Annotated in this window: 27 protein-coding genes and 5 pseudogenes; 16 read left to right on the forward strand and 16 right to left on the reverse strand. The window is 60.1% G+C overall.

Translation table 11 applies throughout. The annotated features are described in order from the left end of the window. Positions 1 to 250: 250 nt before the first annotated feature. Positions 251 to 818 (reverse strand): annotated as a pseudogene (locus tag XH93_RS36665) (transposase); the annotation flags it as partial. 1,004 nt (positions 819 to 1,822) lie between these two features. Here XH93_RS36665 and XH93_RS36670 point away from each other — a divergent pair. Then, the gene (locus XH93_RS36670) at positions 1,823 to 2,167 is read left to right on the forward strand and encodes a hypothetical protein (protein ID WP_194471211.1); all 345 of its coding nucleotides are present in this window, start codon (positions 1,823 to 1,825) and stop codon (positions 2,165 to 2,167) included. Between the two features lie 38 nt (positions 2,168 to 2,205). After that, complete coding sequence (locus tag XH93_RS36675; protein ID WP_194471212.1) at positions 2,206 to 2,793, forward strand: RNA ligase family protein; 588 nt, start codon at positions 2,206 to 2,208, stop codon at positions 2,791 to 2,793. A gap of 356 nt (positions 2,794 to 3,149) precedes the next feature. On the opposite strand, the gene XH93_RS36680 is transcribed toward XH93_RS36675, so the two are convergent. The 4 genes from XH93_RS36680 to XH93_RS36695 all read right to left on the reverse strand — a co-directional run bounded on the left by XH93_RS36680 (position 3,150) and on the right by XH93_RS36695 (position 5,297). Then, positions 3,150 to 3,500 carry a hypothetical protein gene (locus tag XH93_RS36680; protein WP_194471213.1) on the reverse strand — a complete coding sequence of 117 codons (351 nt, stop codon included), beginning with the start codon at positions 3,498 to 3,500 and terminating at the stop codon, positions 3,150 to 3,152. After that, positions 3,497 to 3,673, reverse strand: coding sequence for a hypothetical protein (locus XH93_RS36685; protein ID WP_194471214.1), 177 nt, complete (start codon positions 3,671 to 3,673; stop codon positions 3,497 to 3,499). Before XH93_RS36685 ends, XH93_RS36680 begins: the two co-directional genes overlap by 4 nt. Beyond that, positions 3,670 to 3,906 (reverse strand): hypothetical protein, encoded by a 237-nt coding sequence (locus XH93_RS36690; RefSeq protein WP_194471215.1) that lies wholly within the window; start codon positions 3,904 to 3,906, stop codon positions 3,670 to 3,672. Before XH93_RS36690 ends, XH93_RS36685 begins: the two co-directional genes overlap by 4 nt. 1,034 nt (positions 3,907 to 4,940) lie before the next feature. After that, positions 4,941 to 5,297: a PRC-barrel domain-containing protein gene (locus XH93_RS36695; RefSeq protein ID WP_194471216.1), complete on the reverse strand. Its 357-nt coding sequence runs from the start codon at positions 5,295 to 5,297 to the stop codon at positions 4,941 to 4,943. Positions 5,298 to 6,130: 833 nt separating this feature from the next. On the opposite strand from XH93_RS36695, the gene XH93_RS36700 reads away from it, so the two are divergent. The 5 genes and pseudogenes from XH93_RS36700 (at position 6,131) to XH93_RS36720 (ending at position 9,263) form a co-directional block, all read left to right on the forward strand. Next, positions 6,131 to 6,379 (forward strand): hypothetical protein, encoded by a 249-nt coding sequence (locus XH93_RS36700; RefSeq protein ID WP_194471217.1) that lies wholly within the window; start codon positions 6,131 to 6,133, stop codon positions 6,377 to 6,379. Positions 6,380 to 6,639: 260 nt separating this feature from the next. Further along, positions 6,640 to 6,888, forward strand: coding sequence for a hypothetical protein (locus XH93_RS36705; protein WP_194471218.1), 249 nt, complete (start codon positions 6,640 to 6,642; stop codon positions 6,886 to 6,888). A gap of 432 nt (positions 6,889 to 7,320) precedes the next feature. Beyond that, positions 7,321 to 7,788, forward strand: coding sequence for a hypothetical protein (locus XH93_RS36710; RefSeq protein ID WP_194471219.1), 468 nt, complete (start codon positions 7,321 to 7,323; stop codon positions 7,786 to 7,788). Between the two features lie 508 nt (positions 7,789 to 8,296). After that, a complete protein-coding gene (locus tag XH93_RS36715) occupies positions 8,297 to 8,617 on the forward strand; it encodes a PepSY domain-containing protein (protein WP_194471220.1) in 321 nt (106 codons plus the stop codon). Between the two features lie 15 nt (positions 8,618 to 8,632). Beyond that, positions 8,633 to 9,263 (forward strand): annotated as a pseudogene (locus tag XH93_RS36720) (hypothetical protein). Between the two features lie 736 nt (positions 9,264 to 9,999). On the opposite strand, the gene XH93_RS36725 reads toward XH93_RS36720, so the two are convergent. After that, positions 10,000 to 10,227 (reverse strand): hypothetical protein, encoded by a 228-nt coding sequence (locus tag XH93_RS36725; RefSeq protein WP_194471221.1) that lies wholly within the window; start codon positions 10,225 to 10,227, stop codon positions 10,000 to 10,002. Positions 10,228 to 10,443: 216 nt separating this feature from the next. Between XH93_RS36725 and XH93_RS36730 the strand changes: the two genes are divergently transcribed. The 3 genes from XH93_RS36730 (at position 10,444) to XH93_RS36740 (ending at position 12,409) form a co-directional block, all read left to right on the forward strand. Continuing rightward, a complete protein-coding gene (locus XH93_RS36730) occupies positions 10,444 to 11,556 on the forward strand; it encodes a DUF1236 domain-containing protein (protein WP_194471222.1) in 1,113 nt (370 codons plus the stop codon). A 23-nt stretch (positions 11,557 to 11,579) separates the two neighbouring features. Next, complete coding sequence (locus tag XH93_RS36735; RefSeq protein WP_194471223.1) at positions 11,580 to 11,894, forward strand: hypothetical protein; 315 nt, start codon at positions 11,580 to 11,582, stop codon at positions 11,892 to 11,894. Between the two features lie 305 nt (positions 11,895 to 12,199). After that, positions 12,200 to 12,409, forward strand: a complete 210-nt coding sequence (locus XH93_RS36740) for a hypothetical protein (RefSeq protein WP_194471224.1) — start codon at positions 12,200 to 12,202, stop codon at positions 12,407 to 12,409. A gap of 198 nt (positions 12,410 to 12,607) precedes the next feature. On the opposite strand, the gene XH93_RS36745 is transcribed toward XH93_RS36740, so the two are convergent. Next, positions 12,608 to 15,133 carry an excinuclease ABC subunit UvrA gene (locus XH93_RS36745; protein ID WP_194475477.1) on the reverse strand — a complete coding sequence of 842 codons (2,526 nt, stop codon included), beginning with the start codon at positions 15,131 to 15,133 and terminating at the stop codon, positions 12,608 to 12,610. A gap of 227 nt (positions 15,134 to 15,360) precedes the next feature. On the opposite strand from XH93_RS36745, the pseudogene XH93_RS36750 reads away from it, so the two are divergent. The 4 genes and pseudogenes from XH93_RS36750 to XH93_RS43200 all read left to right on the forward strand — a co-directional run. Beyond that, positions 15,361 to 15,909: pseudogene (locus tag XH93_RS36750) on the forward strand (cysteine hydrolase family protein). Between the two features lie 71 nt (positions 15,910 to 15,980). After that, positions 15,981 to 16,444, forward strand: a pseudogene (locus tag XH93_RS36755) (ferritin-like domain-containing protein). A gap of 92 nt (positions 16,445 to 16,536) precedes the next feature. Continuing rightward, positions 16,537 to 16,797, forward strand: coding sequence for a SemiSWEET family sugar transporter (locus XH93_RS36760; protein ID WP_194471225.1), 261 nt, complete (start codon positions 16,537 to 16,539; stop codon positions 16,795 to 16,797). Between the two features lie 182 nt (positions 16,798 to 16,979). Next, positions 16,980 to 17,114, forward strand: a pseudogene (locus XH93_RS43200) (ATP-dependent DNA ligase); the annotation flags it as partial. 543 nt (positions 17,115 to 17,657) lie between these two features. Here XH93_RS43200 and XH93_RS43205 read toward each other — a convergent pair. The 5 genes from XH93_RS43205 to XH93_RS36785 all read right to left on the reverse strand — a co-directional run bounded on the left by XH93_RS43205 (position 17,658) and on the right by XH93_RS36785 (position 21,234). Further along, on the reverse strand, positions 17,658 to 18,146 hold the full coding sequence (locus XH93_RS43205) for a cyclic nucleotide-binding domain-containing protein (protein ID WP_371814854.1): 489 nt from the start codon (positions 18,144 to 18,146) through the stop codon (positions 17,658 to 17,660). 393 nt (positions 18,147 to 18,539) lie between these two features. After that, entirely contained in the window at positions 18,540 to 19,292 is a 753-nt protein-coding gene (locus tag XH93_RS36770; protein WP_246799403.1) for an AMP-binding protein, read from the reverse strand. Positions 19,293 to 19,330: 38 nt separating this feature from the next. Next, the gene (locus XH93_RS36775) at positions 19,331 to 19,534 is read right to left on the reverse strand and encodes a hypothetical protein (protein WP_194471226.1); all 204 of its coding nucleotides are present in this window, start codon (positions 19,532 to 19,534) and stop codon (positions 19,331 to 19,333) included. Between the two features lie 275 nt (positions 19,535 to 19,809). Next, the gene (locus XH93_RS43210) at positions 19,810 to 19,971 is read right to left on the reverse strand and encodes a RidA family protein (RefSeq protein ID WP_194475478.1); all 162 of its coding nucleotides are present in this window, start codon (positions 19,969 to 19,971) and stop codon (positions 19,810 to 19,812) included. A gap of 411 nt (positions 19,972 to 20,382) precedes the next feature. Further along, the gene (locus tag XH93_RS36785) at positions 20,383 to 21,234 is read right to left on the reverse strand and encodes a hypothetical protein (protein ID WP_194471227.1); all 852 of its coding nucleotides are present in this window, start codon (positions 21,232 to 21,234) and stop codon (positions 20,383 to 20,385) included. 412 nt (positions 21,235 to 21,646) lie between these two features. Here XH93_RS36785 and XH93_RS36790 point away from each other — a divergent pair, with 412 nt between their 5' ends. Continuing rightward, entirely contained in the window at positions 21,647 to 22,657 is a 1,011-nt protein-coding gene (locus XH93_RS36790) for an ATP-dependent DNA ligase (protein ID WP_246799762.1), read from the forward strand. 68 nt (positions 22,658 to 22,725) lie between these two features. On the opposite strand, the gene XH93_RS36795 is transcribed toward XH93_RS36790, so the two are convergent. The 4 genes from XH93_RS36795 to XH93_RS36805 are packed head-to-tail and all read right to left on the reverse strand — an operon-like array spanning position 22,726 to position 25,299. Then, positions 22,726 to 22,953 carry a KGG domain-containing protein gene (locus XH93_RS36795; protein WP_194471229.1) on the reverse strand — a complete coding sequence of 76 codons (228 nt, stop codon included), beginning with the start codon at positions 22,951 to 22,953 and terminating at the stop codon, positions 22,726 to 22,728. Between the two features lie 48 nt (positions 22,954 to 23,001). Further along, positions 23,002 to 23,313, reverse strand: a complete 312-nt coding sequence (locus tag XH93_RS42600; RefSeq protein ID WP_246799404.1) for a DUF305 domain-containing protein — start codon at positions 23,311 to 23,313, stop codon at positions 23,002 to 23,004. After that, positions 23,249 to 24,157: a DUF305 domain-containing protein gene (locus XH93_RS36800; RefSeq protein WP_246799405.1), complete on the reverse strand. Its 909-nt coding sequence runs from the start codon at positions 24,155 to 24,157 to the stop codon at positions 23,249 to 23,251. The genes XH93_RS42600 and XH93_RS36800 overlap by 65 nt, the downstream gene beginning before the upstream one ends. Then, on the reverse strand, positions 24,157 to 25,299 hold the full coding sequence (locus XH93_RS36805) for a zinc-dependent alcohol dehydrogenase (protein ID WP_194475479.1): 1,143 nt from the start codon (positions 25,297 to 25,299) through the stop codon (positions 24,157 to 24,159). The genes XH93_RS36800 and XH93_RS36805 overlap by 1 nt, the downstream gene beginning before the upstream one ends. Here XH93_RS36805 and XH93_RS36810 point away from each other — a divergent pair. Continuing rightward, the gene (locus XH93_RS36810) at positions 25,190 to 25,837 is read left to right on the forward strand and encodes an SDR family oxidoreductase (RefSeq protein WP_246799406.1); all 648 of its coding nucleotides are present in this window, start codon (positions 25,190 to 25,192) and stop codon (positions 25,835 to 25,837) included. The two genes, XH93_RS36805 and XH93_RS36810, sit on opposite strands and share 110 nt — an antisense overlap. Positions 25,838 to 25,896 lie beyond the last annotated feature (59 nt).

Below are 25,896 nucleotides of genomic sequence, written 5' to 3' on the forward strand. Positions count from 1 at the left end.
GGATGAGCGCGACGAACAGAAATCCGCGTGCTGCTGCGAACTCGACTAGATTGCCGCTCATCGTTCAATCCTCTCGGCGGTTCTGTAACTCGCCCGATAGCTTGGAGTTCCCGGATTTTTGGTGCGGCCAGCACCAAACCAGCCGAGGTTGGTTGCAATGGTGCAAAGGTCCTGAGGTCTGCTCTGGGTCTTGGCCGTGTAAAAACGGCCTCAAAGGGCGTCGGTCCGGAAGCTAGGAACCGCGCCTGTCTCAGGCCGCGTTCGCAGCAATCAGTGACTTGGTCCCGACGATGTTCATGACCCGTGTCAGATTGTAGGCCAAGACCGAGAGTGCCATCTCGGCCGCGACTTTGGGGAGCGTCTTGGTGAGGAAGTGTGTCGCTCCCATGCGGGCCTTCATCGTGCCGAACGGATGCTCGACCGTCTCCCGACGCTGACGCATGGCTTCTGGGTTTGCGTCAAGGCGCCGCTGCACAGCCTCGAGCAGATGCTCGTGCTCCCATCGTGTAATCCGCCGCTCTGGCCCTGGTCGTGCACTGCGATTTGAGCGAACAATTTTCACACGCAGTGGTCCAGTAGCGCCGCAGCGTCTTGCCGTCTTCTTCGTTTGTACAGCGATAGGGCAATCGTTCCCCAGCTGGACAGCGGTAGGCGTCCTCCGCTGGCAAATAGGCGAAGTCCTGCTTACCGAAGCGTCCGTCCGACTTGGCGCCCGAGGTCAGCGGCTTGGGCAGCGTTACCGTGATGCCGGCTTCGTGGCACGCGAGGATCTCCGTGCTGTTGAAGTAACCGCGATCGGCTACAGCGTCGAGCGTATCGGTCGTTAGAACAGGCGATGATAACCGCCGACCCCAAGCATTTGTTCCTATCCCGATTAACCCCGTTGTTGTACCCCACGGGGGTCGTGCTACGACCGGAGGTGGGTCGGCCAACTCACTCAGCACGGGACGGCCGGCCCAAGCTCGCGCGGCCGTCTCGCAAGGGACGGTCCGCGCGGGTCCCATGCAGAGTGGCGTAATGTTCGACCGCATCACAATTGCCTACGCCATCTTGGCCCTGTTGACCGTGGCGATTCTCGTCTTCGCGGCTTTCAATCCGTGAGCCCGGTGTCCTAATTCCCGGCTGCGAGGTTAACGCGGGGCGCGCTTCGGCCGCTTTTCGATCCGCCTCACGGCCTCTGCGATCCGGCGGAATACCGGGCTGAAGTCGGGAATGTCAGCCATCGCGACCAGCACGGCCCCGCCCCAGAAGGAAGGTACCGGGGTGAAACATGGCGAGCACGCAAAGCGTCGCGACGAACGTGGCTTTTGTCTTCTGTTCCGCTGGCACCATTTGCGCCGGCATGTACAAGATGCGGAATAGGACGACTCCAACCGCTGCCATGAACAGGACTAGGAAAACACCCATCCCCAGCATGAGCGCATCGGTTTGACCTGGCTCAGTGACGAACCAAGGCAAATGCGCAGCATGCCGCTCCTCAACCATTTCACGAAGAAAGCTTGCTCAGGGTGGCGATAATTGACCCAGATCAAGCGCGGGCACCAGGGGATGCAAAGGTATCCTAATTCCCGGCTGCGAGTGTCCTAACTAGGACAGCACCCAGCGGTCTCGTTCCCAGGAATCTTGTCCCTCGACGGCAAGACCTCAGCGCGTGGGAGCGCCGAGGCCAAGCCGGATTGCTGACCGCTGAGGAGAACACGGCCATAGCCGTATGAAGGCCACTGGGGGTCCGAAATAACGCGTGTGAATCTGTCCTTAAATTAACGATTCGCATTTTAGCGGCCGGCGACCTACCTTTACTCCCGGTCATGGAGTTCAGCGTATGGCCTCGCCTTCCATTATTCCGAATGACCGGTTGGACAAGCATTTCTATTTGGTCCTGGAAGACTTCCGGAGCGGCGCGGCCTTCCGGAAGACCGACGAAGGATTCGACCACGACACTCTGATCAATGACCTTCTATCAGGCCAGTACGACAAGGTGCTTCGCGTCGTGGCGTTCAATCCCGCAGAGGGATGGTCAAGAGACGATTCAGAAGACGTCGCTCGGGAGCTGGAGCACCGGATTGGCGCCGGGGGCCTTGAGGTCTCAGACGCGCTGAAAGACTTCATCGAAGGCCAGCTTGGGCGCAAGATCGGTGTGCAGCTTCCGCTCCCGCTCCAACCGTGAGGACTCGCATCTCGATCAGCCGCACATAGATACTAGGCATGCTTAAATTCGATTTTTGCCTGCCTACGGTTGGGAAAACCGTGCCGGCTGGCCCTGAGTGGTATCACGAGATCAAATTCGACGGCTACCGCCTGCGCCTCGAGCGCAACGGAGACCGTGTCCGGCTGCTCACCAAGGGCGGCTACAACTGGACCAAACGCTTCCCGTGGATCGTTGAGAACGCCCTAAAGAACCGCGTGAAGCAGTTCGTCATCGATGGCGAGGCGATCGTGCGCGGTGTGGACGGCTACTCAGATTTCAACGCCCTGCACTCCGGAAAACACAATGCCGACGTCGAGTTACTTGCCTTCGATATCCTGGCGCTCGACGGCGACGACCTGCGGGAGCTCCCGCTATCGATGCGAAAGATCAACCTGCAACGGCTTCTCGCCCAGCGGCCGGCCGGCATCTTCGTTTCGGATTTTGAGCAAGGTGAGATCGGCCCGGATCTATTTCGGAAGGCCTGCGAGTTCGGATTCGAGGGCCTCGTGTCGAAGCGCGCCGACCGTCCCTATCGCGGTGGTCGCTCCCCGCACTGGATCGAGGCCAAGAACCGCACGCATCCAGCGATGTCACGGGAGTTCTGATCGACCCAGCTCTTCGGCTGGAAAGAAACGGCCCCAACGCATACTCTCCGGAACACGAAAACGGGCCAATGCCGACGACGCGATTGGGCAAACCTCGCGTTCTTTTCTTCGCCTAAAGTTGAAGGACCCGGATTCACATAACTCAATGGCGGGCGGCCCGCCCTGCGCTTTACTATTGCGAAGATTTTCAGAGGTGGTTTGCGATGGAGTATGTTGGACGCCCGATGCAGGGCCGGTTTCTTGTTCGGAAAGGAAACACTGGCTGGATGGTCTACGACAGCGAACGCAAAGGCCCAGCGCAACCAGAAAAAGGTGGCCCATTCGCTGAGAAGCTGACCAAGGAACAAGCTGACAGCTTAGCGCAAAGATTGAAAAGCCAAATCCGGTAACGGGCTTTGCCGAGTGGAAATATGATCCCTGCTGCTTGGTAAGGCGTTGAAGCCAGGAAGTGAATCATGCTGGAGCATCCTCACGTCTTGCAGAAGCGGATATCCGTCAAGATTGACCGCCATGGCAAAATTGTGCGGACGATGGTCGTCAAAACTAACCTCGAGCCATCGGGGCCTCAGTTCGATCGTTTGCTGGAAGATGTAGTCGAGCATCTCAAACGGCACCCCGATATTGATAGTGCCGAGATCGACTGCCAGCCGTCGATAAAATGAGTTGGGAAAGCCCGGCGCGCGCCACTTGATCCAGAAGTCGATCAAAGCTGCGCCTTGATGAAGTCGGCGAGATAGTTGGCGGCGCGCGCGATCGACGCAGACGCCTCCTTTAACTCCTCCTGTGCTCTTCGCAGCCGCTCCTCCTGCCCGGAGAAGTCCTTGTCGCTACGCCCATCGTCAGAAAAGAGGCGCTTGAACTGATTGATGACCTGGTTCATCGCTTCGCCCTTATCTCGCTAGTGAGGGCTTCCAACGCAGTCTTAGTACTGTGGATTGCTTCAGCTAGCCGATCGGCTGCCAACACGCGCTCGTCATAGCTTTCCGTAAGCTGGTTTTCGAGCAGTTGAATGCGGGCATCTTTCTTCTTTCTTCGCCTCACGCTGCTCGGATTGTTCTTCAGCACATTCATGATCTGCGCTTTGAGGTCAGGGTCACCGAGGGCCGTAGCCACCGGATCGAGCCAGGAGAATGTCGCCAGTCACTGACGGACGAACTGCGGCAGCTTGTTCACGACATGGCAGGGTCGGCCCTTCCGGGCCTGCAGCGCCAGGGCAGCCGCTCCGGTTTCGCGGTCGTGCCGCGACGGCATCGCCCTTCGCCTTCGTGCGCGCCAGTGCAGCCTGGCTCTCAGTCGAGAGGACGTGCACACCGACCGGCAGAACCGCCGGCATACGCTGCATCAGCGTCGAGCGCGGCTGGCTAGAGCTTCACGAGAGCGGGACCTATGTCAGGATGCTGCAGGCGGGCGCTGACTTGTTCGCCTGATGATGAGCTTCGATTACGGATCTCCGAAGTGACGGCGCTGCCGCCGAAAAAGAACTGGCCCCAACGCGGGGGGCGCGCCGGGGCCATGAGTTGACCATTTGTCGTCGCGGATGCCGTACCCAACAGATTCGGCACCCGGACGGAAAAACAGATCACTTCCCGGTTGGTTCCTATTCCACGTCCTGGCCGGATTAGAGCCCGGGATTCGCGCCAACTGGATTGGACGACTGTGCAGAAAGCGCAATGGCTCTGGCGCATACCCTGATCGCGGAGCGGCGGCGGATCATAGAAGAAAATGCCCGACAGTTAAAGGCGTCGGTCCATCGACGCCTAGGAACGCACTCCTCCTCCATGTCTTGGGCATCTGGGGCTCATGGTCGGAGGAATGCTCAATGAGAGGCATTAAAGTTGTTTTGGGTGCAGCCTTTGTCCTTGGATCGATTGCAGCGGCTTCCGCACAGGGCGCGGGTGGTGGAAGCGGCGGTGGCGGTGGTGACTCGCCGGCGGCGAAGAGCGGCCAAGGAGCCAGCAGCAGCCCACGCTACGCCAACCCCGCCGCCACTCTCAACGATACAAAGGAGCGCGGCGGAAATGCCATGATGAGGTCGAGCCACTCTCACAAATACCACAGGCAGCATCATCGGATGTAAGCCGAAATCGCGCAAGAACCCGGCGCGGATCGCGCCAGGCGTTTTCAAGAGCAGTACCGACGATCGCGTCTCACCAGTAGGGCGAGGCCCGATAGTAGTCGTAGACCCGCCGGTCGTTCTCGCGATTCCAGTTCCAGTCGTTGTCGTTGCTGTAGCGCGGCGCCTTGTCCAACTGGTCCTTGGTGATATTGGTCCGGTACCCGCCGAGATTAGTGTCATAGGTTAGGCTTGACCATGGCGTCGGATAGTGATCATCGCCGATACCGAGAAAGCCGCCATAGCTCAGAACCGCGTAGGCGACTTTGCCCGACACCTTGTCGATCATGACGCGCTCGATGCTGCCAATCTTCTGCTGGTCGGCTCCATAAACGGCGGTGCCTTCAACCTTGTCACTGCCGATAAGATTTCCTGTCTCGCGTTCTGCCATCACTTCTCCTTGGGTTCAATGTTGGCACGTAAAACGCGGGCACGATGATGCGGTTCCTAAGCTGTAAAGTGTTGCCATTGGAGAACGAGCACGCAGCATTTTGGGGCCACCTATAACAATCAACTAACGTATGTTGAAATCGGCTGCAGCGTTCAAACGACTTCAGGCGCGATAGAGGAGCGCCAAGGATCGCCAACCTGGGTGGACAGGTTTTCTCCCGGTTGGGCTTGAGGGTTGGGGACCGGGAGCAAGAATCGACACGGAAGCCATCCCGATGTTCCTATGAGCGGCCTCAATCAATCAGAAGAAAAGCCACCGGGCCGGCAACGTGCGCGGGAGCCGTCCCTGCTAGGCACTCCGCCGGGAGCGCCCATGCACGCGAGCGGAGGCAACGCCGGTGGCTCTCTTGACGATTGCTAAGCACTAACACCGCGACAGGGATCGTCAGAAACGCGATGATGATGGTCCAGCCCCTGTGCTCTTCCGTCATGGCCGGACGTCCAAAGCGAGACGGCCCCAGCGCCCGGGGAGAGCACTGAGGCCGTTGGTCGTCCCACTCCTCAACCCGACCGCCGCTGCAACGCCGCAGATTGCTACTTGTTCCCGAAATGGAAACGGTCTCAGCACGGGGGACGCGCTGAGACCGCTTGCGGGAACGTTCTGCTGCTGTCAGTCAGCATGAACTTTGAGTAAACCCGCGTCGTGGGCGACCGTTCCTTCACCATGAGGCTTGGGAGATTCAGGTACCGGCCGCACCGTCCTTTTCAAAACCAGCCACTAGGAACGCATTCCGACCAGTTGCTTTTTTAAGAGACCAAGATGAAGCGCGTCCGATGCCGCGATATTACTTCGACCTAAAAGACAGAGCGGGCACTGCCATTGACGAGGAAGGCGTTGACCTGCGGGACATAGAAGCCGCGCAAGACGAGGCCGCGCACGCCTTAGGAGGAATGGCCCGCGACGCCGCGGCCAACGCTCACGGCAGCGGAGCGGAGCAAATGGAGATCGCGGTCCGCGACGACGACGGCCCGGTGATGACCGTTCGCTTTTCCTTTAAGATCAGCCGGAAGAGGCGGAGTTGATGGGGCGGTCCTGAAACAGGTCAGCGCCTAGATTCACGAAAGCGGAACATATGAGGGGGCGCCGACCTCTTTGCGTGATCTCATCCCCCGATGGCAAGGCCTCAGCGCGTGGGTGCGCCGAGGCCATGCCGGAGTACTGACCGCCAAATGCCGGTGCTGGTCTCCGGCTTGGCTAGCGCCCTCAGCAGTGGTTGAAGTTAGGAACTGGGGCTAGCAGGATCGGTTGCTGCATTGAGGCAACAACGCATAGGAAGAACCGCATGGACATGAAGGAAGCCTCGGCGATGACGGAAGCCTCGGGGCTGCCGAATGAGCAAGAAGGCATCGGCTCTGCAAGTAGGCTCAATGCCGAGACAGAAGCGGCAGGGCGCCGTCAGCCGCTCCGGTCGTCTTCATCTGATGCTGCGATGCGATGGGCGGACCTGTTGCGTGAGATAACCGTAAAGGCACCGCTGCAGTCGCTTTTCGTAGTGTTCCTACTAGGCGCATGGGTTGCCCGAAGGCGTTAAGCCTCGTTTAGGCGAAACCGTATGCATGCACCTGCATCGCCACCCTCGCTCGATCGTCGACACCATCCCGATCACGATCGATTTCACCGCTCGATCGTATGGCCTTCGCCTCGGTTACTATGATGCTGATCTCAGAATTGAGGAACGCCGCTCTGCCTCACACGCTTTGCTCACCGTATGGGCGTATTCTTATCGCATGTTAAGTGCCCATTGGCCTCCAACTGTCAGCATACCATTCGGGGAACCTTTCTAGATTTCGCGAGTCGTTCGGCTGCCTCTGCTGTGCCGAATCGTCCCAGCTTGAGCAAACTTCAAGGGAGGCGCAGCTCCCGCACAAAGCTACGTCGGTTCGACGACTTCCTCAAAGAAGGTGGACGTGGAAGTCGCATAGCGCTGCGAGCAATTGGTTTCTCAACGTGAGTAGGGAGTGCGATGAAAAATACTCTTATTGCTATGTCATTAATTCTCGCTGCCTCAACTTGCACGGTGACCGCGCAGCCAGTGAAATGGACCAACTACACCATTCCAAAGACCGGCACCTCGGTCGACGTACCAGCCTCGATTTTCACTCAGGAAGCGGAAAAACCCGAGGGCTATGGACGACGGCTTCAGACTCCGGATGGTCGAGCCAATCTTACGATACAGGCGGCACCCAACGTCTCGAACGATTCGCCAGCTGCTTTTCTTGCAAAGAAGCATCCGCCTGCCCGCATACAGTACAAACGAGTGACATCCCGATTCTTTGCCGTCTCAAGTTATAAGGGTGACAAGATCTGGTACGACCGCTGCAATTTCTCGAGCGGTTTGGTCCACTGCGTCCTCATCAACTATCCGGCGAATGAAGAGCACGATTGGAACAGCATCGTCACTCGCATCAGCCTTTCCTTAAGTGGAAAATAATCAGGCGTCCGCCGTGCAGGTCCTTTTTTTGGCGTGGTCACCATCGACACCAGCCGCCCATCATCGATGGACGCCCGCAAGCGCCGGACAGACCGCGATTATTCCAGACCGAGGACATGGAAATACATCGCCGCAATAATCGCGGGCTCAATAGGATGATGCCAACAAAAAACTTGCCCATAGAGGATGAGTTTGCCGACGCATGAATCGTTCCGGTAGCGTGACATCTTGTCTTAAGCTCCTTGATGGTCAAGATTGTTGGCTCGGAAGATGACCGAAGCTTCAGCGGTCGTTGAGCGAGCTCAAGGCCGAGCAATAAGCCAACGGCACTGATCATCCTGCTCAGCAAAGAGCTCGACGATGCTCGTGCATGCCTGCAAGCTCGGCTTGAAGTTGTGAGACATTAACATGCGTTAGTTACGACTGGGGCAATAGCGCGAGGCCGTAGCAACTAATTGACGTCACCGTCATTTGTCCTTCGCAATCATTCCAAAGAGGACAACGACAAATGATACGTGTGATCGCCTTGCTATCTGCAGCAATTTTGCTGAGCGCAGCGCCGGCCTTTGCTCAAACACAGCCTGCGCAGAGCGCCCCCGGCAACAAGGCCGTTAACAGTTCGAGTGAAAACAACTCCAACGCTCCTGTTGCCGGCCGGAACAGCTTCACGGAGGGACAGGCAAAAACGCGCATCGAGGCTGCCGGCTATTCCGATGTTTCTGATCTCAAGAAGGACGACAACGGGGTCTGGAGAGGTAAGGCCAAGAAGGGAGACAAGCAGACCGATGTCAGCCTGGACTTCCAGGGCAACGTGAACCCAGCGAACTGAGAAAGGGAAACCAGAATGACCACGACGATTTCTCGTCTCTATGACAATTATGCCGATGCTGAGCGCGCTGTCCGGCAGTTGGAGCAGAACGGCATCCCACGCTCGGACATCAGCATCGTCGCAAACAACGGCGAGGGCTGGTACGAGCGGGGGTAGCAAGGTTGATCGGGACCGCGACGGCGTTGACGACCGGGCCGAAGGAGCCGGTACAGGTGCAGGCATCGGCGCCGGTCTGGGCGGTGCGGCGGGTCTGCTCGCGGGCCTCGGCTTGCTCGCGATACCAGGCCTCGGTCCAGTCGTTGCAGCCGGATGGCTCGTTTCCACTGCGGCGGGCGCCGTCGGCGGCGCCGCGACGGGCGGTGTCATCGGCGCGCTAACCCAAGCGGGTGTGCCTGAAGATGAAGCCTCGCGATATGCCGAAGGCGTTCGCCGCGGCGGCACGCTCGTCTCGGCGCGCGTCAACGAGCAGGATCGTTTGCGGGTTGAGACTGCGCTCGATCGGGCGTCGGTCGACATGACCAAGCGCACAACGACGTGGCAGCAGTCAGGTTGGACGCGCTTTGATCCGGCCGGCCAGCCGCTCACCAGCGACCAGATCCAGCGTGAACGCGAGCTTTACGGTGAAGGAACGGGGTTGCGACGCTGACCGCGATCCGGTCCCGACATCGCTTGGCCCCGGCGCGCGCTCCTCAGCGCGCCGGGGTCTTTCCTGACCGCGCCGGGCCCTGATCGCGGACACCAGCGACCGTGCTCCTCCCCGCAAGCTTGTTCCTTCAAGCGTTCGGCAAGCAACCGCCCCTCCGGCCTCCTATGTTGCCCGAGCGAGCGTCCGACAAATTGTTCGGCAGGCTCAGCGGCTACACCTCGAGTGCCGCCGAGCGTTCGCTGACGTCCAAGCGATTTCGGCCTGACGAGCATGCTTCATATATAGCTCTCGCTGGGTGCATTGAGGCAGGTCGGCTGCGGCTTTTCTGAAGCGTGCGGCCTCATCGGCGAATCTCTGTTCGAATGTCCCGGTATGTTTGATTCGATTACAGCGTTTGATCATTCTGCTATTTCCATCGACGATGCGCGGGCGTGCTTCGGCGTTCGCGTCACCGATATATGCCAAGGCGCTGCGTGGTGATGCGCCAAGGATGGCAAGCTCGACGAACCTCTGCCGCAACACAGGTTAATTGACAGGAGATCGCGCCCCCTCGAGCAACGACAGGCCCGAGCGAGATGGGCCAGCTCTTACAACGCCGTCAAGAGCGACAGCACGCCTTTGGCCACCTCTCTCGCAAAAAGGCCCGCTAACGGGAAGCGGGCCTTTCGCGTGTGCAACTTGGCAACTCAGCGCATGTAACGACGTGGTTAGCACTCCAGGCCGTCTCAGCGCGAACTTACTGTTCGGTGCAGACCTTGGTGGTCTTCACGGCAGACTCAGCTTCGGTCTTGGTCTTGTAAACGCCGTCACCCACAACCGTCGTTGTGGTGGTCGTCGGCTTGGTGTCGACAACGGTGCACTTCTTGGTTGATGCGTCGCGCACAATGTAGAACTCGGCGGCGCTGGCGGCCTGGGCGCCGAGAGAAAAGGCGGCGAGAACGCCGCATACAATCAGCTTCTTCATAATGTCCTCCTCCAGTGGATGCTCGTGGCGCGTTCCAAACGACGGATTTCGAGGGAAGTTCCAATTTTTCCCGTCGCGATGCTCCCGGCGAGTTTTGACCGGTCGCTTCTACTACCGGAGGATTTTCGAACAAGTCGCGCCAATTGCCGAAATATTCCGAATTGGAACTAAGCCTCGTCACGCGTGGTTGTTGGCCACCACATTCAGGAGTTTCAGATGAACAGGCGTTTATTGTTGGTTACGACTGCGGCCGCGGCGATCGCGACATCGGCTTTTGCGCAGACCTCTCCGAGCACTTCGAACTCGAATCAGCCAGCCGCGCAGCGTCAGCAGGATTCCACGTCGACGACGACGCCCTCCTCAAGCACGACGCCGTCGTCGTCTGCCACGACGTCGGGACATGCTCAGGGCGACGCCACTTCGACCAATTCCGCTCAAACTCAGTCGTCCCCTTCCGCGGGCCAGAGTGCGACCGGTCAACCATCCCCCACCGGCGCGAACACTGCGCAGAAACCTGCTTCGGGCAACCCGCCCAGCCAGGCGCGGACCAGTCCGCCGCCCGCGCAGACCAACCCGCCGTCGAACCAGGCGCAGACCAACTCACCTTCGACCGGACAGACCCCGAACGCGAATCCGCCGGCGTCGAACAACAGCAATCAGGTCCAGTCGCCGACCGGTAGCAGCTCGACTAATACGGCCCAACAACCCAGCAGCCAGCAGAACAAGGCCGACCGCTCGTCGAACTCCAACGTGAACGCTGCGGTGAACATCAACGACCAGCAGCGTACCCGCATCAGCACGTCGATCTCGCACCTCAACGTTCAGCCGCTGACCAATGTGAACTTCTCACTGTCAGTCGGCACGGCCGTGCCTCGGGACGTCCGCCTGCAGCCGCTGCCGGCGGAGGTCGTGGAGATTGTCCCGCAGTATCGCGGCTATGACTTTGTCCTGGTGAAGGACGAGATCGTGATCGTGGAGCCGTCCAGCTACAAAATCGTTTCGGTTATACCGTATTCAGGCCGCGCCACCGCGGCAGCGCCGGCGCGCTCCGAGCAGCGCAAGACAACCTTCAGCGATCGCGATCGCGAAGTGATCCGAAAGCACGCCAAGGCCCGTCCCGTTGAGCGGGAGCGGCGGACCACCGGCACTTCGGTTCGCACCGAAATCCGTACCGGCGAACTCGTTCCGGACGGCGTTGAGATTGAGGCATTCCCAGACGAGGTCTACCGGGATGCGCCGACTTTGCGGGAATATCGGTACATTAATCGCGACAGCCGTACCTACATCGTCGAGCCGCACGAACGTCGCATTATCGAAGAGATCGACTGATCTCATTAGAAGAGGAGCGAATCATGAAGACCATCGCCCTTGGCATTATCGGCGCCACCATTTTGGGATCGGCTGCGACTGCGGCTCCTCTCAGCCCGTCCGCCGTGACCTCGCCCGAATTCTCCGGCATTGAGCAGGTTCGGCTCGCCTGCGACGAGTACAGTCGCTGCTTCCGCAGCCGCGGTCCCAGCTACGACCAGCGCTACTATGGCGACGACGCTTACGTGGTGCGCCGGAGCTACGGCTCCTACGGCGGACCCGCCTATTATGGTCCCGGTTATGGTTATTACGGTGGCGGCCCCGGCGTCGGCTTCAGCTTTGGCGCGCGCGGCTGGTAGCCGGTACAGATTCTCTGGGCCGCTTCTTTTCGGAGCGGCTCTCGTTTGTCAGGCGACAATGGCTAGGACTGGCAGTCCGCTCCCGACAAGAGGTGACGGCCTGAGCAGCCCTAAAAGAAGCCGAGATCAGCGGCGAGAATCCTCAGGTTGGCGCAAACTCTAGCCAATGGTCGGCACTCCGGAGAGCCTCTCGACTCCGCCGCGACGCGTCCAACTAAGTCATTAGGCGCAGTGTCAGGATGAACTGGAAACATCGGCCCGAACGTGAGTTGCCGCCGAAGCATTGTTCTTGCTGGAGGCGGAACATGGTCGATAACGTTCCGGTCAAAAACGTGGTGGATACGGTTTGGTGCCTCTTTCGGGCAAAACATCGCGATGTCGACGATGCAGACAGTCGTCGCTATCTGCTTGAGCGCTATCTTCAAGGGAAATGGGAAGCGCACGTGAGCGAAGCGGATGAACTCACCGGATTCGGCTTAGCTTACCTCGACCGTCTTCCCAAGGACGAATGTTGAGATTGATGGAGGAGCTCGTCAGGCATGCGGTGATCGGCACCGCAAGGCCGGCGTGGACGCTGCTGGTCATTGCTCAACTCGGTTCGGCGGTTATCATCTTACTGCTCCGAGCGATACCTATCTAAAGGACCATCGATGCGCATCGCCCGACTTGCTCCTCTCGCTGGCGGACCGTCGCAGCGAGGTTCCGCGAGCAGGTCAGAGCGCCCGCTTCAAATATTCTGCTGTCGGGCTGCCGGAGGCGGCAACTTGCTCCGGCGGTCCGGACGCCACGATGCGGCCTCCGTTGTTTCCGGCGCCAGGGCCGACATCCACGATCCAGTCGCTCTCCGCTGCAACAGACATATCATGCTCGACCAGAACGACGGTGTTGCCAGCTTCAACGAGGCCTTGCAGCTGCTTACTGAGCTTTGTGACGTCGAACGGATGCAGTCCGGTTGTCGGCTCATCGAGAACGTATAATGTGCCGCCACGATGGGCGCGTTGGAGCTCGGTGGCGAGTTTAACGCGTTGTGCCTCTCCTCCTGAAAGTTCAGTGGCCGACTGACCGAGCCTGATATAGCCGAGTCCAACCTCGCGCAGGACGCCCAGATAACGCACAAGAATGTCATCGCCTTGAAAGAACTCAAAAGCCGCGTCGACGGTCATCGCCAGAACGTCGGCGATCGACTTGCCCCGTATCTTGATCTCGAGCGTCTTCGCGTTATAGCGAGCGCCCCTGCACGTCGGACACGGAGTATAAACGCTCGGAAGGAACAGCAGCTCCACGCACACGTAGCCTTCGCCCTCGCAAGTTTCGCAACGGCCCTTGGCCACGTTGAAGGAAAATCTACCCGCGTCGTAGCGTCTGGCACGCGCCTGTTTCGTCCCGGCGAACAGTTTACGCACGTGATCGAGCAAGCCAGTGTAGGTCGCCAAATTGGACCTCGGAGTCCGCCCGATCGGCTTCTGGTCGACCACGACGAGACGTTTGACACGATCCGACCCGTCCGTGATCTCCCCACTCAGCGTACGCACGCTCTCCTGCAGCTCGGCTTCATCCGGATCGGATTCGCGGCGCTGACCTAGCTTCTCCGCAATCGCCTCGACGAGAAACTGGCTGATGAGCGTGGACTTGCCCGAGCCCGAGACGCCGGTCACGCAGGTAAGCACGCCGAGAGGAAGGTCCGCATCGAGACTGTTCAAGTTATTCCGCGTCACGTTTCGCAGCTTCAGCCAGCTGCTCGGCCAACGTATCTTGCGTTGCGGTCTTGCGGCATCTTCGAACAGATAGCGGCGTGTTTGGGAAGCCTCCACTTCTGCCAAACCGGCAAGGCGCCCGCTATAGAGTATTCGCCCGCCCTGGTCGCCGGCAGCGGGCCCGACATCGACGATCCAGTCGGCCTCGCGCACCACGTCGAGCTCGTGTTCGACGACGAAAAGCGAGTTTCCCGATGCCTTCAGGCGTCCGAGCGCCCGCAAGAGCGCCTCGGTGTCCGCCGGGTGCAGGCCAGCGGAGGGCTCGTCCAGCACGTAGACGACCCCGAACAGGTTCGATCGGACTTGCGTCGCGAGCCGCAGCCGCTGCAGTTCGCCCGGCGATAACGTCGGCGTGCTGCGCTCCAAGGTCAGATAGCCGAGGCCTAGATCCAGCAGAACTTCGAGACGCCCGACGAGATCCCCGACGATTCGTTGAACGACAAGCGCCTTTTCTGGATGACCGTCGGCCTCATCCAGTTTGCTTCCTTCGATATATGGTTTGATGAATTCGTCGAGTTTTCCCAACGGCAAGCGAGACATCTCGGCGATGTCGATTCCTGCGAATTTGACCGAAAGTGCTTCCGGCTTTAGCCGCTTCCCATCGCAGACCCGGCAATCGTCGCTCGACAAGAACTGCGCTACACGCCGCTTCATCATTGCGCTCTGCGTTGTGGCATATGTCTGGAGCACGTACCGGCGGGCGCCGATGAAGGTGCCCATATAGCTTGGCTCCTCCTTGCGCTTCAGGGCTCTTCGCGTCTCGGCTGGCGTGTACCCGGCATACACGGGTACGGTAGGCTGCTCTTCCGTGAAGAGAATCCAGTCGCGATCTTTTTTCGAAAGCTCGCGCCACGGCCTGTCGATGTCATACCCCAGGGTGACGAGAATGTCCCGAAGGTTCTGGCCCTGCCAAGCCGAAGGCCACGCCGCGATGGCTCGCTCGCGGATTGTCAGAGTGTCGTCGGGTACCAGACTTCGTTCGACAACCTGATGAATTCGCCCGATGCCGTGACAGTTCGGACAAGCGCCTTCCGGCGTATTAGGCGAGAAGGACTCCGCATAAAGCAAGGACTGCCCGCGCGGATACTTCCCCGCCCGCGAATACAACATTCGCAAGAGGTTGGACAGGGTAGTGACGCTTCCCACCGACGACCTGGTTGTCGGCGATCCGCGCTGCTGCTGAAGGGCGACGGCCGGCGGCAACCCGTCGACCTCGTCGACGTCGGGCACCTGCATCTGATGGAATAGCCGACGTGCGTAAGGTGACACGGATTCGAGGTAACGACGTTGGGCCTCCGCGTATAACGTCCCAAACGCTAGGGAGGACTTGCCGGATCCGGACACGCCCGTGAAGACCACGAGCTCATTGCGCGGGATGGCGAGCGAAACATTTCGGAGGTTATGTTCCCGCGCTCCACGGACACGGACAAAACCGTCGGCCGTCGCGGAAGTCAGTTCTTCACTTCTTTCGGCTTTCTCGTCCATCGAGAGGTAAAAGCCCGGCCGCATCTCGTGGTTCCCGGGAATTACCAACTACACCTCTCCCATAGCGGCAGGTCGGATCACCAGCGTGCGTCAACCAAGGAACCATAAAAGGATACGCTTGTTCGTCCGATAGTGCGGCAAAGTCGTCGAGACGACAGAAGAATGGCCAAGAGAGATCTGCACGGCTGGGCGCACCCAGCGCCAACACGATCCATATCTGCGTCGACATGCAGCGGATGTTAGCAGAGGACACCGAATGGAGGACGCCCTGGTTCGATCGAGTACTTCCTAATATCGTCGCCATCACCGCAAGGCATCTCGAGCGGACGGTCTTCACCCGCTTCATCCCGCCTCGCTCCCCTGGCCAAGGTGCGGGCATGTGGCGGCGGTACTAGGAGCGATGGAGTTCGACGACCATCGACCGTCTTGGCCCGGACATGGTCGATCTCGTCCCGGAGCTCGCCCGATTCGTTCCCCCCGCCACGATTTACGACAAGAACGTTTACTCTCCATGGGCGGGATCCGGCCTGCACCTTCGCTTGTCGGAGAAGCTGGTTGACACGGTCGTCGTTACGGGAGGCGAGACGGACGTCTGCGTGCTCGCTACCGCGCTCGGCGCGATCGACTGGGCCTTCCGCGTCATCCTGGTGACCGATGCCCTATGCAGTTCCGCGGACGAGACCCACGACGCGATGATGGCGGTCTACTTGAACAGGTTCGGCGAGCAGGTCGAGTGCGTGACGACGGAAACGCTGATGGCCGCGTGGATCGCGTGACGATCGTTGGGCGTAAGGAACGCTTGTTGTTCCTCTGTTTGCCGTGCGGCAATCATAGACAGCAGACATCCATGGGCTTCTTCACCAAGGACATAAAGACCCTGAACGACGTCTTCGTGCATACACTGCAGGACATCTATTACGGCAAGCAGATCGCCAAGAACCTCCCAGACATGATCGAGAAGGCAAGTGACCCATCCCTGAAGAGCGGCTTTCGAAACGCAGCTCGCCGAGACCAAGAAGCAGATCAGCCGGCCCGAGACTGTATTCAAGATGCACGGCGCTGAGGCCAAGGACGTGAATTGCCCGGCCATCGACGGCATCCTCGATGAAGCGAGTGATGTGGCCGACGACGTCGACGACAGGACCGTTCTGGACGCGGCCCTCATCGCGCTCGCCACGCGCTACGGCTCGCTGATCGCATGGGCGAAGAAGCTCGGCCGCGACGACTGCGCCTCCGTTCCAGGAGAATCTCGACGAAGAAAAGGCGACGGATAAGAAGCTCAACGACATGGCTGAACCAGCGCGCCGCTGATCGTTGCCAACGCGAGCGTCGGCCGCCCGTCCTGGCAGCCGGCTCGCTCTGCGCATCCTACACTGTCGGCGGGCGGGGAGAAACCATAGACCGTGGGTGAATTCGCATCCTATGTGGGCGGCATCGCGGCCTTTCTGGCGTCTTTGTCCTACATCCCTCAGTTGAAGAAGGCTTGGCCGCGTGGATCGACGGGCGACCTCTCGCTCGGGATGCTCGCAGCCCTCACCCTTGGGCTTACGTTGTGGGTCGTCTACGGCCTGCTGCGCCAAGACTGGGTTGTCGTCGGCGCGAACGCGATCGGGGCCGGTTTAGCGGGCGTTGTATTAGCGTGCAAGTTCCGCGACATGCGATAAATTCCTTCACCGTCAGGTCGGCTCGATCGCCCTCATAAGGTCCTGCGCGATCTTTTGCTTCACCTGTTCCATGATGCACTGGCCCGCCTATCTGGGCAACGGACCGGTGGCGGAACCGTTCCTACCGCGGGCCGTCTGCGAAAGCCCGGCCAGTTCCGACGACCGCTCAAAGATGCAGACGGCTCTTGCACCACGTCGGCTTTTCGTCTGCCATCAAAGCAAAGGACAAGCCCGCACTGACCGAAAAACTCGAGGCAGTTGCGACGGCTAAAACCTTCATCGGCAACGTGCCGGGCGGGCCAAGCCGATGGTCGACGACGGTCGTCCGAATGGCAGGCGATGGTCGTGCCGAAAGCGGTCACCGTCAAAGTAGGAGCATCCGCCGCGGTCGGACCGCAAGCAGCTCGAAGGAGCTCGCTACGGACAGCGCCTCCGCAAAACCATGGATGAGCTGGGCCGGAAGATCGCGCACCCGATACCAAAGAAGGTGTGGGATATCCGCGCCCCGACGGTGCCGCTCAAGGTCGGCTAGCTCCGCCGGACAACATCTCGCCGGGTACGGACTTCCTCGGGTTCGACGCCAACGTCGTTACTAGCATCGGAGCATGAGGTCACCGGCGGGGACAGCGCCAAGAACATGCGGAAAGGACATCCAGATGACGGTAAAGGATTCTATGGCAGGTACGGCCAAGCGGCTCGTTGGCGAGCTCATCGGGGGTGGCCGCCTTGCAGACGAAGGAAAGCGTCAAGCGACCGCGGGAACGTCAGCGGCCCCGGCCGAAGCCACGGGGTCCGGCTCGCGGCCGCCGGCGCAACCGCCGACTCAGAAAGGCGACGGCCCCCCGCTTTAGACCTTTCACCTAGCGACGAAGTCCGATTTGCCGCGCTGCTCGGACACGCGGCGCTAAAGGTTTGGGCAGAACTTCCGCGCGACGCGCAGGAAAGATTGTTCTCAGCTGCGGTGGACGACGGCGTAATCGCGACTGACCTCGCTGAGTTCCTGCATGATCGCCATGTCCTTGAGAGCCCTCAAGTCCGATCGAGTGATCCATCACTGACAACAGATAGACGCAAGCGTCGCAGCAATCGCCCGGCAGGACGAAGTTGACGATCTGGCGTCGGCCATCCTCCAGCATCTTGTAGCGGCAGAGCCAGCCGGACAGGATGATCCTGACGCTATCGACAGGGGCACCCTCGCTGACGAGGTCTTCACCCGCGCGGGCTCGCTGCAACCCATCCTGGATGGCCTGCTGCAGCAATGCGATCCCTCGCTCGGACAACTGCCGCAAGGCGTTGAGCCGCCGGATCACCGGCTGCACTAAATTCCCCTCGAGAATGTGGGGATACATTTAGCTCCCCGTACTCGGCGTATGGATGGCCTGCGGCCTCATCGGTATTGCGATCGTGCAGTGAAGTCCCGACGGATTGAAATCGAGCGTGCTCTTGCCCTTGAACTCGAACGTCAGCGTCCGCTCCAGCAGCTCGGATCCAAATCCCCTGCGGGCAGGCGCCTTCACCGCGGGGCCATCGCGCTCGTGCCATTCGAATACCAGCTGCCGCGGATCGGCCACAGCATCGATGCGCCATGAAACCTCGACACGTCCGGCCGCCTTGGCGAGCGCACCATACTTCAGGGCGTTGGTTGCGAGTTCGTGGATCGCCAGCGCGAACGTCTCGGCGGCCTTGGGCTGCAGGCGGATCGCGGGGCCGGAGACCCTCAGCTGCTCGCCTTCGCGGGCATGTCACTGGTGACGCGCAACCCCGAAGGAGGCGTCGACCGTCAATAGCGGTGTGAAAACCGTTGCTTTGAGCCCATGGGAATAGAACGGTGGCGACACGCTCAGGCAACGGTCTTGGAGCGTGAGGCCGAACCAGACCTGAAGCCGTGCGGCTGCCGCCAACATGTTGCTATGGCTGAAGGGAATGAGCTTGGGCTGCGCAGTCGTGCCCGACGTCTGCAGGATGAAGGCGGGCGAGTCTGGATCAGGTTCAGCGTCGATCGCAGGGGCATCGGCAGCCCGCAAGACGACATGGAATCCAAGCTCGCCGTGTCCCACCGAGACGGCTTCGACGATGACAATCCCTCTCCGCTCAGCGGCCTGTCGAGCTTCGGAGGCACTGCCTTGCGGCACGAGAAGCGCACGCAGGCGCAGCATGTCGAGGCGCTGATCGATCTCGGCCGGGGACAGCCGCGGATCAAGAGGAACCGCGATGCTGCAGCAGGCCACTGCCACGATCGCGAGAATCGCCTCCGGGCCATTTGGCATGAGTACTCCGATCCGTGCGTTGCAATCGAACCCAGCCAAACGCAGCCGCCGCCGGATGTTGTCCAACTGGAATTGGAGCCCGCCGTATGTCAGAGGTGCGAACGTCCTGCAGACGATGGCAGGCTGACGTGGAAGCCGACTGGCGGCCCGACGAATGACTTGGCCTAGCGTGCAACGGGTTTCGGATTCGGTCCCGTAGGAAGCGGACGAGTTTTTCTTGGAGGACATTACGCGGGGCGAATCCGCGTTCTCTCGGAGCAAATTCGTCACAGGAGCCCCCAATCACTTAAGTATGTGACCGCTCTGTGCTGCGGCAGGCTCAAATCATCGCGATTGTCGATTCGAACGACCTGACACCCGCTGACCGAGCAGCTAGGGCAGATCAGCCGATCAAAGGTCTCTTGGCCAACAATAAGCGCCATAAAGGAGAACGCCGCAAAGCCTTTGAAATCGTGCTCAACGCCGTTCATGTCGAACTGAAATATGAATGCAGTTTGCACCCGCGAAACTAGTTCCGCATTAGCTTATGAATGTCAGAGTAGCTGTCCTAATTCCGGCTCCGAATACCCTAACAAGGACAGTATCACGCGGTTTGTGCCTTCCTTGACGCGGTAACCGAGTCCCGCTCTGCCCGTTGCGCCAGGGGAGGACGGCCGAAGAGGCTCAAGATGTGGCCTGTCTCCTGTCCAACTAGCCAACAACAAGGAAATGGCCTCAGCGGATATGCTGATGTCGTCTCGGCGGGTCAGCGTGCAGGCACGAACGCCACGACCTCGATCTCAATTCGCGTCCTCGAGCCAAGGAGTGACCCGGCTCCGACGGCGGTGCTGGCCGGTGGCTCCTTGGCGTCCATGAATATTTCGACGCGGGCCCGGTTGAAGCCGTCATAGTCGGCGAGATCGGTCAGGAATGCTGTGGTCTTCGACGTCCGACAGCGAGGCGCCGTGGGCGATGCGGTCGAAGATGCGACGGGTCTGGAGCTCTATGTAGTCGCGCGCGTCTTCATCGGCGCAAAGAATGCCCGATAGGAGCAGGAGTTCTCCACTCGGCCCGAGCGGAACGCGGCGGACCGGCGAATATCGCGGTCTGTTTTCTTGGGTTGACATGAGGCTGAGCCGCAGCTCGATTTGAGTAGAGGCCGTCTCCCTTAATCGCGAACAGAGCACTCGGCCCGCGCTGCCGGGCAATCACAAGCAGCGCAGGCTATGGCGCCCCTTACCTAGTGATGAAGGAGCATGATGAGGATGATGAGCGGGATCGGGATGCCAAGGAGCCACAGTAGGATCGGCATGATGATTTTCCTTTCGTCAGACTTAGGTTAGCGATTGATGGCCGGTGCCCGAAATGGATGGCTGCTCCACGTGCCATCTCGGAGCCCGCCCCCTTCGGTGGCGGCAAACGCGGCGCAGAACGCGCCGATGAAAAGCGAGAGCGTTAGCCAGATTGCCGTGTGCATGGCAGCTTTCCTGGCCTTGTCCATGTCTGCCTTGGCCTGTGTCACGACATCACTGACGCGCTTCTCCGCGTCCTGCTGGCTTAGCCCCGTACGAGCCACGACCAATTTGGCCGCATAGGAACGATCGCCGGCGGCCAGATCGTTTCCATCGCGAAAGCTCGAGGTGAACAAGCGGACCATCTCGGCTCGCACGTCCAATGAATTTTGCTGAGCTTGCGAAGACGGGTTATCGGGCCTCAACAGCCTATCGACATAGCCGTCCATGGGTGATGATTGCGCGGAACTTGCGGCTGCTTGGGTCGCTCCGCTGAGCGTTCCTCCGATCAGCGAACTTGCAGGCGCCGCGAGCAGAGCGGCGCCAAGGACGGAAGCGAGGGACCAAGCGAGAAAGCCGTGTGCGCTGTCACGGAACAGCACTTCTGGGCCTCGTAAGCCAACCCACTTCGAGCGCAGTCGTCCGGCGAGATAGCCTCCGAGGGACGACGAAATCATCGCCATCACGATGAAGAACAATCCCGTGCCGATCTCGAACGTCTTTGCCGAAATGCCGGAGTCGCCCCACGGCGAAACGACGGCGAAGCCCATGCCGGCGCCAAATGAAAGCAGGACAAGCGTCAAGGCCAGGGACGCAACGGCGCCAGCCGCAACGGCCGCCCACGAAACACCGGGGACGCCGGTCTCAGTGATTTCGGTCTCTCGAATTGTCTCAGGCATTGGACCATCTCCGCGCAGTTCCAAGAGGAAATACGCAGGAAGGATCGAAGGTTCCTATTGCCGGCCGCTCTGGAGCAGGAAGCCGCTGATCAAGACATTCGGCGGGGAAGCCGCCCTCTAACCCTCGGCACAACGCCAGCGGTCGGTGGGGCGCGCGGTCACTTTTGCAGTCGGCGTTACGCTGCCGGCACGAAGCGGCTGCCGCCAACCAGAAGAGGGCCGCACCGGCCGACGCGCAGGCTCTGAGAGAACTGCTATAGCCATAGTCCCAAGAACGTCGGCATGTCGGTCGCGGCATAACCGTGACGGAGGAACATTTCTGGACGGTTTCGCTTGATGCCGTGAAAAGCCAGGGCTTCACGATCAGTGTCCTGCGCCCCCTCCCAGAGGCCTGAACCGCACAATGCAGCTCATGGAAGCCGCGTCCGTCGCCCAACTGCCACGGGGGGCCCAGTGGCAATACGAGCCGAAATGGGATGGATTCCGTTGTCTTTTGATCCGCGACAGCAGCCGGGTCAGCATGCAATCCAAAAGCGGCCGCGATCTTGTTCGTTACTTCCCGGAAATTGCCGCAGCCGCGGCCGCCTTGTCGCCGAAGACACTCACCCTGGATGGTGAGTTGATTATCGAGCTTGATGAGGGCTATTCGTTTGATGCGTTGCTTCAACGCATTCATCCGGCCGCCAGCCGGGTCAAGCACCTTGCCAAAGAAACTCCCGCAACCTTCATGGTTTTTGACCTGTTGCGATCGGGCGCGAGAGATCTTTCGGATCTGCCGCTTATGAAGCGCCGCGCCGCCCTTGAAACACTTGCAGGAAAGGCTTTCCAGGCGGGCGGGCTTTTCCGACTGTCACCGGCAAGCCGAAACTATGCGGATGTCGAGGCCTGGCTCAACAGCGTAAATGAAGATCATGACGGCGTGGTCGCCAAGCGCCTCGACCTACCCTATCGAGGCGGCACCCGAGACGGCATGCAGAAGATCAAGCTGCTGAGGTCGGCTGATTGCGTTGTCGGCGGATTTCGTTATGCCGAGAAGAAGCAGGGCAATCGAAAAGTCGTTGGCTCGTTGTTGCTCGGCCTCTATGACAAGGGTGGCCTTCTGCACCATGTCGGATTTACGTCCGGCATCCGATCGTCCGATCGACTGGCTCTCACCGATCGGCTGGAGAAACTCGTCAGGTTGCAGAGCTTCACCGGCAACTCACCCGGCGGTCCAAGCCGCTGGTCGACAAAGCGATCGGCTGAATGGAAAGCCGTGCGTCCAACTTTCGTGGTCGAAGTATCCTATGACCATGTGACGGGCGACCGCTTTCGGCACGGCACGAAAGTCATCCGCTGGCGTCCTGACAAGAAGCCCTCGCAATGTTGCATGGATCAGCTTCGGCAGAGGGCGGCCACACAAACCTTGCGAGCAGCGACGTAGCGCGGCGCGCTTTTAACAAAGGCCAGGACATCTCATCGACGACCTGGCCTTGCTGGGTCAGTGGAGCCTTAGGACTGGCCGCCTTTACGTCCGGCTTCGCTGGCCTTCTCGCGGTCATTGGCGAAATTGCCCGGATTGTCCGTCGAACTGCCGCCCTGCTGGCCGGGCTTGCTTCCGCCCTGGGTCTGCTGTCCCTGCTGGCCGTGGCTTTGCTCGCCACCCTTCTTGCCGGCCTCCGACGCGCGCCGCGGATCGTTGGCGAAATTTCCGGAGCCACCACGTTGTTCGTCTGCCATCAATCTTCTCCTTGTTTGTTGCCCGGCCCATGAAGGCTAATGACGAGATCAGAAGCTCGTTCCTGGGAGAAATATTAAGGTTGGCCAGAAATTGTTGGCCAGCATGTTGCGCGTCGCCTGCCGCACGGCTTCGATGCCTGTGACGTTGTTCATCAGAGCAATCTCGCCTTGCTGCTCATGTCGTATGGCATGCGCCATCAGACGCAGGCGGAGATCGCCGGAAGAATGCCATTGGTTATCCGCCATCTGGACGGCGCCGGCATGATGCAGGCTCATCAGACGGATAAACACCGCATCAAACTCCCCATCGGCCGCGTTGCGTGCATCTGCCATTTGCGCCGGCGTCAGATAGCCGGGCATGGCCGCCCGCTCCTCGCTGGAGCATACCGCCATCGGTTCGCTGAACCACCCGCGCCCACCAACGATCGAAGATGCGGTTTTCGCCTTGCTGGCTGGCGACCATCAAGGCCGCGAGCGCGAGCAGGTGCGGGTCCTGTGCGCGCTGCTGGCCGAGCTTTGCAAGTTCAATGCCTTGTTCGTGATGCGTCACCATATGGCGGATATAGCGCTGATCACCGGCGACATCGCGGCTGAGGATTGGCAACGGCCAACCTGTGCGATCAGCCACAGCAACAAGGCCGAACGTTGCAAGCAGGAGAAGCGCACCCGCCGCCCAGCGTCTGGCAAAGCGCACCGCGGCTGTCGATGGCGCGCGCCCCAGCGGCCAACGCAGCCAGGCGAACAGGGGATACATCAAAGCGGACGAGAGATGAACGAGAAAGCCGATCCAGTAGGGTTGCTGCAAAGTGAAGATCGGCTGGAAGAACGGAAACAGCGGCACCAGTCCGAACCACTCGGTCGCCGAAGTAAAGGCGGCCCACGGGATCGCTAGCCAAAAAAGAGTGCCGGGCGCGAGACGGCTGGTCCAGCGCCCAAACAGACCGAAGAAGGCCAGCGCCCAGGAAAAGTCCGCCCATTGATGAAAGGCGATGCCAAGGGCAATCGCGTGAACCGAAGGCGACGCGCTCAGCATGGCGTCGCGACCTGGAATGGCCGCGACCGTCATCCAGTCAACCGCCGCGTCCCGTCCCAACTGTGACGCCGCAAGCTGGCTGATGAGCGTCGAGAACGTGCTGCTGACGAGCCCGAGCTGAGCGGCCGCCAGCCAATTCGACTTCGTCGCTTTCGCGACGCCCTCACCCATCAGCCGAACGGCTTCATCACGACCTTGATGCAGCCATCCTGCTTGGCACGGAACGTCTTGTAGAGTTCCGGGCCTTTCTCGAGTGTTGCACGATGGGTGATGACAAAGCTTGGATCGATCTCGACCTTTTCGATGCGCTGCAAAAGCATGGGCAGGTAATGCTGAACAGGGGTCTGGGCCATGCGGAAGGTAAGTCCGCGATTGATGGCACTGCCCATCGGGATGTTATCGAGCATCCCGCCATAGACGCCGACGATCGAGACGGTACCAAAGTTGCGACAGCATTGGATGGCCTGCCGCAAAACATGCGGGCGATCGGTTCTCATGAAGGTCGCGACCTTAATGCGGTCGATCACAGAATCCTTGCTTGCCATGGTCTCTGGCTCGGTACCGACCGCATCGATGCAGGCATCGGCGCCACGGCCTTGCGTGAGCTGCTGGATGCGCTCGTAGACATCTTCTTTCATAAAATCGAGCGTGATCGCGCCCGATTGCGTGGCCAGCGTCAGCCGCTCGGGCACCGTGTCGATAGCGATCACGCGCTCGGCCCCCAGCAGGAATGCGCTCTTGATGGCAAACTGGCCGACTGGTCCGCAGCCCCAGACGGCGACTGTCTCTCCGCCTTTGAGGTTGCAAAATTCCGCGGCCATATAGCCGGTCGGGAAAATATCCGAGAGAAACAAGACCTGTTCGTCCGTGAGACCCTCGGGGATCTTATAGGGGCCGACATCGGCGTAAGGCACACGCATATGTTCGGCCTGACCGCCGGCAAAACCGCCCAGCATATGCGAATAGCCAAACAGGCCCGCGGGCGAATGTCCCCACATCCTCTCGGCTTCCTTGGCGTTGGGGTTGGAACGTTCGCAGCCTGAGTAGAAGCCGTTCTTGCAGAAGAAGCATTCGCCGCAGGCTATGGTGAAGGGCACCACCACGCGATCGCCGACTTTGAGCTTGGTGTTGTCCTTGCCGACCTCGACAACCTCGCCCATGGTCTCGTGGCCGAGCACATCGCCCTTTTCCATGGTGGGCATGATGCCGTCGAACAGATGCAAATCCGAGCCGCAGATCGCGCAGGCCGTCACCTTGATGATCGCGTCACGTCTGTCCTGGATCTTGGGATCGGGAACGGATTCACAGCGGATGTCGCTTTTGCCGTGCCGCGGCCTGGGCCACGCTTTCCTTGATCAGGACTGGGCGCGCATCCGCCAGGTGATCGACACCAACGTCATGGGAACGACCTATCTGCTCCATCGCGTGGGCCAGGACATGCGCCGACGCAATGAGGGACAGATCCTTATTACCGGTTCGATCGCCGGCTTCACCCCGGGTAGCTTCCAGGCCGTCTACAACGCGTCGAAGTCTTACCTGAACTCGCTCTCTTTTGCGCTGCGCGAGGAACTGCGCGACACGAAGGTGACGGTCACCTGCCTGATGCCGGGCGCCACCGAGACCGAGTTCTTCGCACGAGCAGATATGCTCGACGCCAAAGTGGGTTCCGAGGACAAGGACGATGCGGCGATGGTCGCCCGCAAGGGTTTCGAGGCCATGATAAATGGCGACGGCGATGTCGTGACCGGCCTCAAGAACAAGATCCAGTCGGCGGTTGCCAATGTGACGCCGGCCGAAACACTCGCCAAGCAGCATCGCAGACAGGCGGAGCCCGGCGCCGCAAAATCCTGAGCACGTCTCATGCTGTCATGGTTCCGCTAGCGTCATGCGGATCGCTGTCGCGCCATGCA

It is taken from the genome of Bradyrhizobium sp. CCBAU 51753 (assembly GCF_015291565.1).
Taxonomy (GTDB): domain Bacteria; phylum Pseudomonadota; class Alphaproteobacteria; order Rhizobiales; family Xanthobacteraceae; genus Bradyrhizobium; species Bradyrhizobium ivorense.

What these genes read in the sequence shown, in the direction of transcription:
- XH93_RS36790 (WP_246799762.1), top strand. Translation starts at nt 21,647, where the DNA reads ATGGAAGCCGCGTCCGTCGCCCAACTGCCACGGGGGGCCCAGTGGCAA.
- XH93_RS36730 (WP_194471222.1), top strand. Translation starts at nt 10,444, where the DNA reads ATGAACAGGCGTTTATTGTTGGTTACGACTGCGGCCGCGGCGATCGCG.
- XH93_RS36795 (WP_194471229.1), bottom strand. Translation starts at nt 22,953, where the DNA reads ATGGCAGACGAACAACGTGGTGGCTCCGGAAATTTCGCCAACGATCCG.
- XH93_RS36715 (WP_194471220.1), top strand. Translation starts at nt 8,297, where the DNA reads ATGATACGTGTGATCGCCTTGCTATCTGCAGCAATTTTGCTGAGCGCA.
- XH93_RS36770 (WP_246799403.1), bottom strand. Translation starts at nt 19,292, where the DNA reads ATGTCCTCCAAGAAAAACTCGTCCGCTTCCTACGGGACCGAATCCGAA.
- XH93_RS36740 (WP_194471224.1), top strand. Translation starts at nt 12,200, where the DNA reads ATGGTCGATAACGTTCCGGTCAAAAACGTGGTGGATACGGTTTGGTGC.
- XH93_RS36775 (WP_194471226.1), bottom strand. Translation starts at nt 19,534, where the DNA reads ATGAACGGCGTTGAGCACGATTTCAAAGGCTTTGCGGCGTTCTCCTTT.
- XH93_RS36745 (WP_194475477.1), bottom strand. Translation starts at nt 15,133, where the DNA reads ATGGACGAGAAAGCCGAAAGAAGTGAAGAACTGACTTCCGCGACGGCC.
- XH93_RS36670 (WP_194471211.1), top strand. Translation starts at nt 1,823, where the DNA reads ATGGCCTCGCCTTCCATTATTCCGAATGACCGGTTGGACAAGCATTTC.
- XH93_RS36810 (WP_246799406.1), top strand. Translation starts at nt 25,190, where the DNA reads ATGCCGTCGAACAGATGCAAATCCGAGCCGCAGATCGCGCAGGCCGTC.
- XH93_RS42600 (WP_246799404.1), bottom strand. Translation starts at nt 23,313, where the DNA reads ATGCCCGGCTATCTGACGCCGGCGCAAATGGCAGATGCACGCAACGCG.
- XH93_RS36695 (WP_194471216.1), bottom strand. Translation starts at nt 5,297, where the DNA reads ATGGCAGAACGCGAGACAGGAAATCTTATCGGCAGTGACAAGGTTGAA.
- XH93_RS43205 (WP_371814854.1), bottom strand. Translation starts at nt 18,146, where the DNA reads ATGTATCCCCACATTCTCGAGGGGAATTTAGTGCAGCCGGTGATCCGG.
- XH93_RS36705 (WP_194471218.1), top strand. Translation starts at nt 6,640, where the DNA reads ATGGACATGAAGGAAGCCTCGGCGATGACGGAAGCCTCGGGGCTGCCG.
- XH93_RS36700 (WP_194471217.1), top strand. Translation starts at nt 6,131, where the DNA reads ATGCCGCGATATTACTTCGACCTAAAAGACAGAGCGGGCACTGCCATT.
- XH93_RS36785 (WP_194471227.1), bottom strand. Translation starts at nt 21,234, where the DNA reads ATGCCTGAGACAATTCGAGAGACCGAAATCACTGAGACCGGCGTCCCC.
- XH93_RS36800 (WP_246799405.1), bottom strand. Translation starts at nt 24,157, where the DNA reads ATGGGTGAGGGCGTCGCGAAAGCGACGAAGTCGAATTGGCTGGCGGCC.
- XH93_RS36710 (WP_194471219.1), top strand. Translation starts at nt 7,321, where the DNA reads ATGAAAAATACTCTTATTGCTATGTCATTAATTCTCGCTGCCTCAACT.
- XH93_RS36685 (WP_194471214.1), bottom strand. Translation starts at nt 3,673, where the DNA reads ATGAACCAGGTCATCAATCAGTTCAAGCGCCTCTTTTCTGACGATGGG.
- XH93_RS36675 (WP_194471212.1), top strand. Translation starts at nt 2,206, where the DNA reads ATGCTTAAATTCGATTTTTGCCTGCCTACGGTTGGGAAAACCGTGCCG.
- XH93_RS36725 (WP_194471221.1), bottom strand. Translation starts at nt 10,227, where the DNA reads ATGAAGAAGCTGATTGTATGCGGCGTTCTCGCCGCCTTTTCTCTCGGC.
- XH93_RS36735 (WP_194471223.1), top strand. Translation starts at nt 11,580, where the DNA reads ATGAAGACCATCGCCCTTGGCATTATCGGCGCCACCATTTTGGGATCG.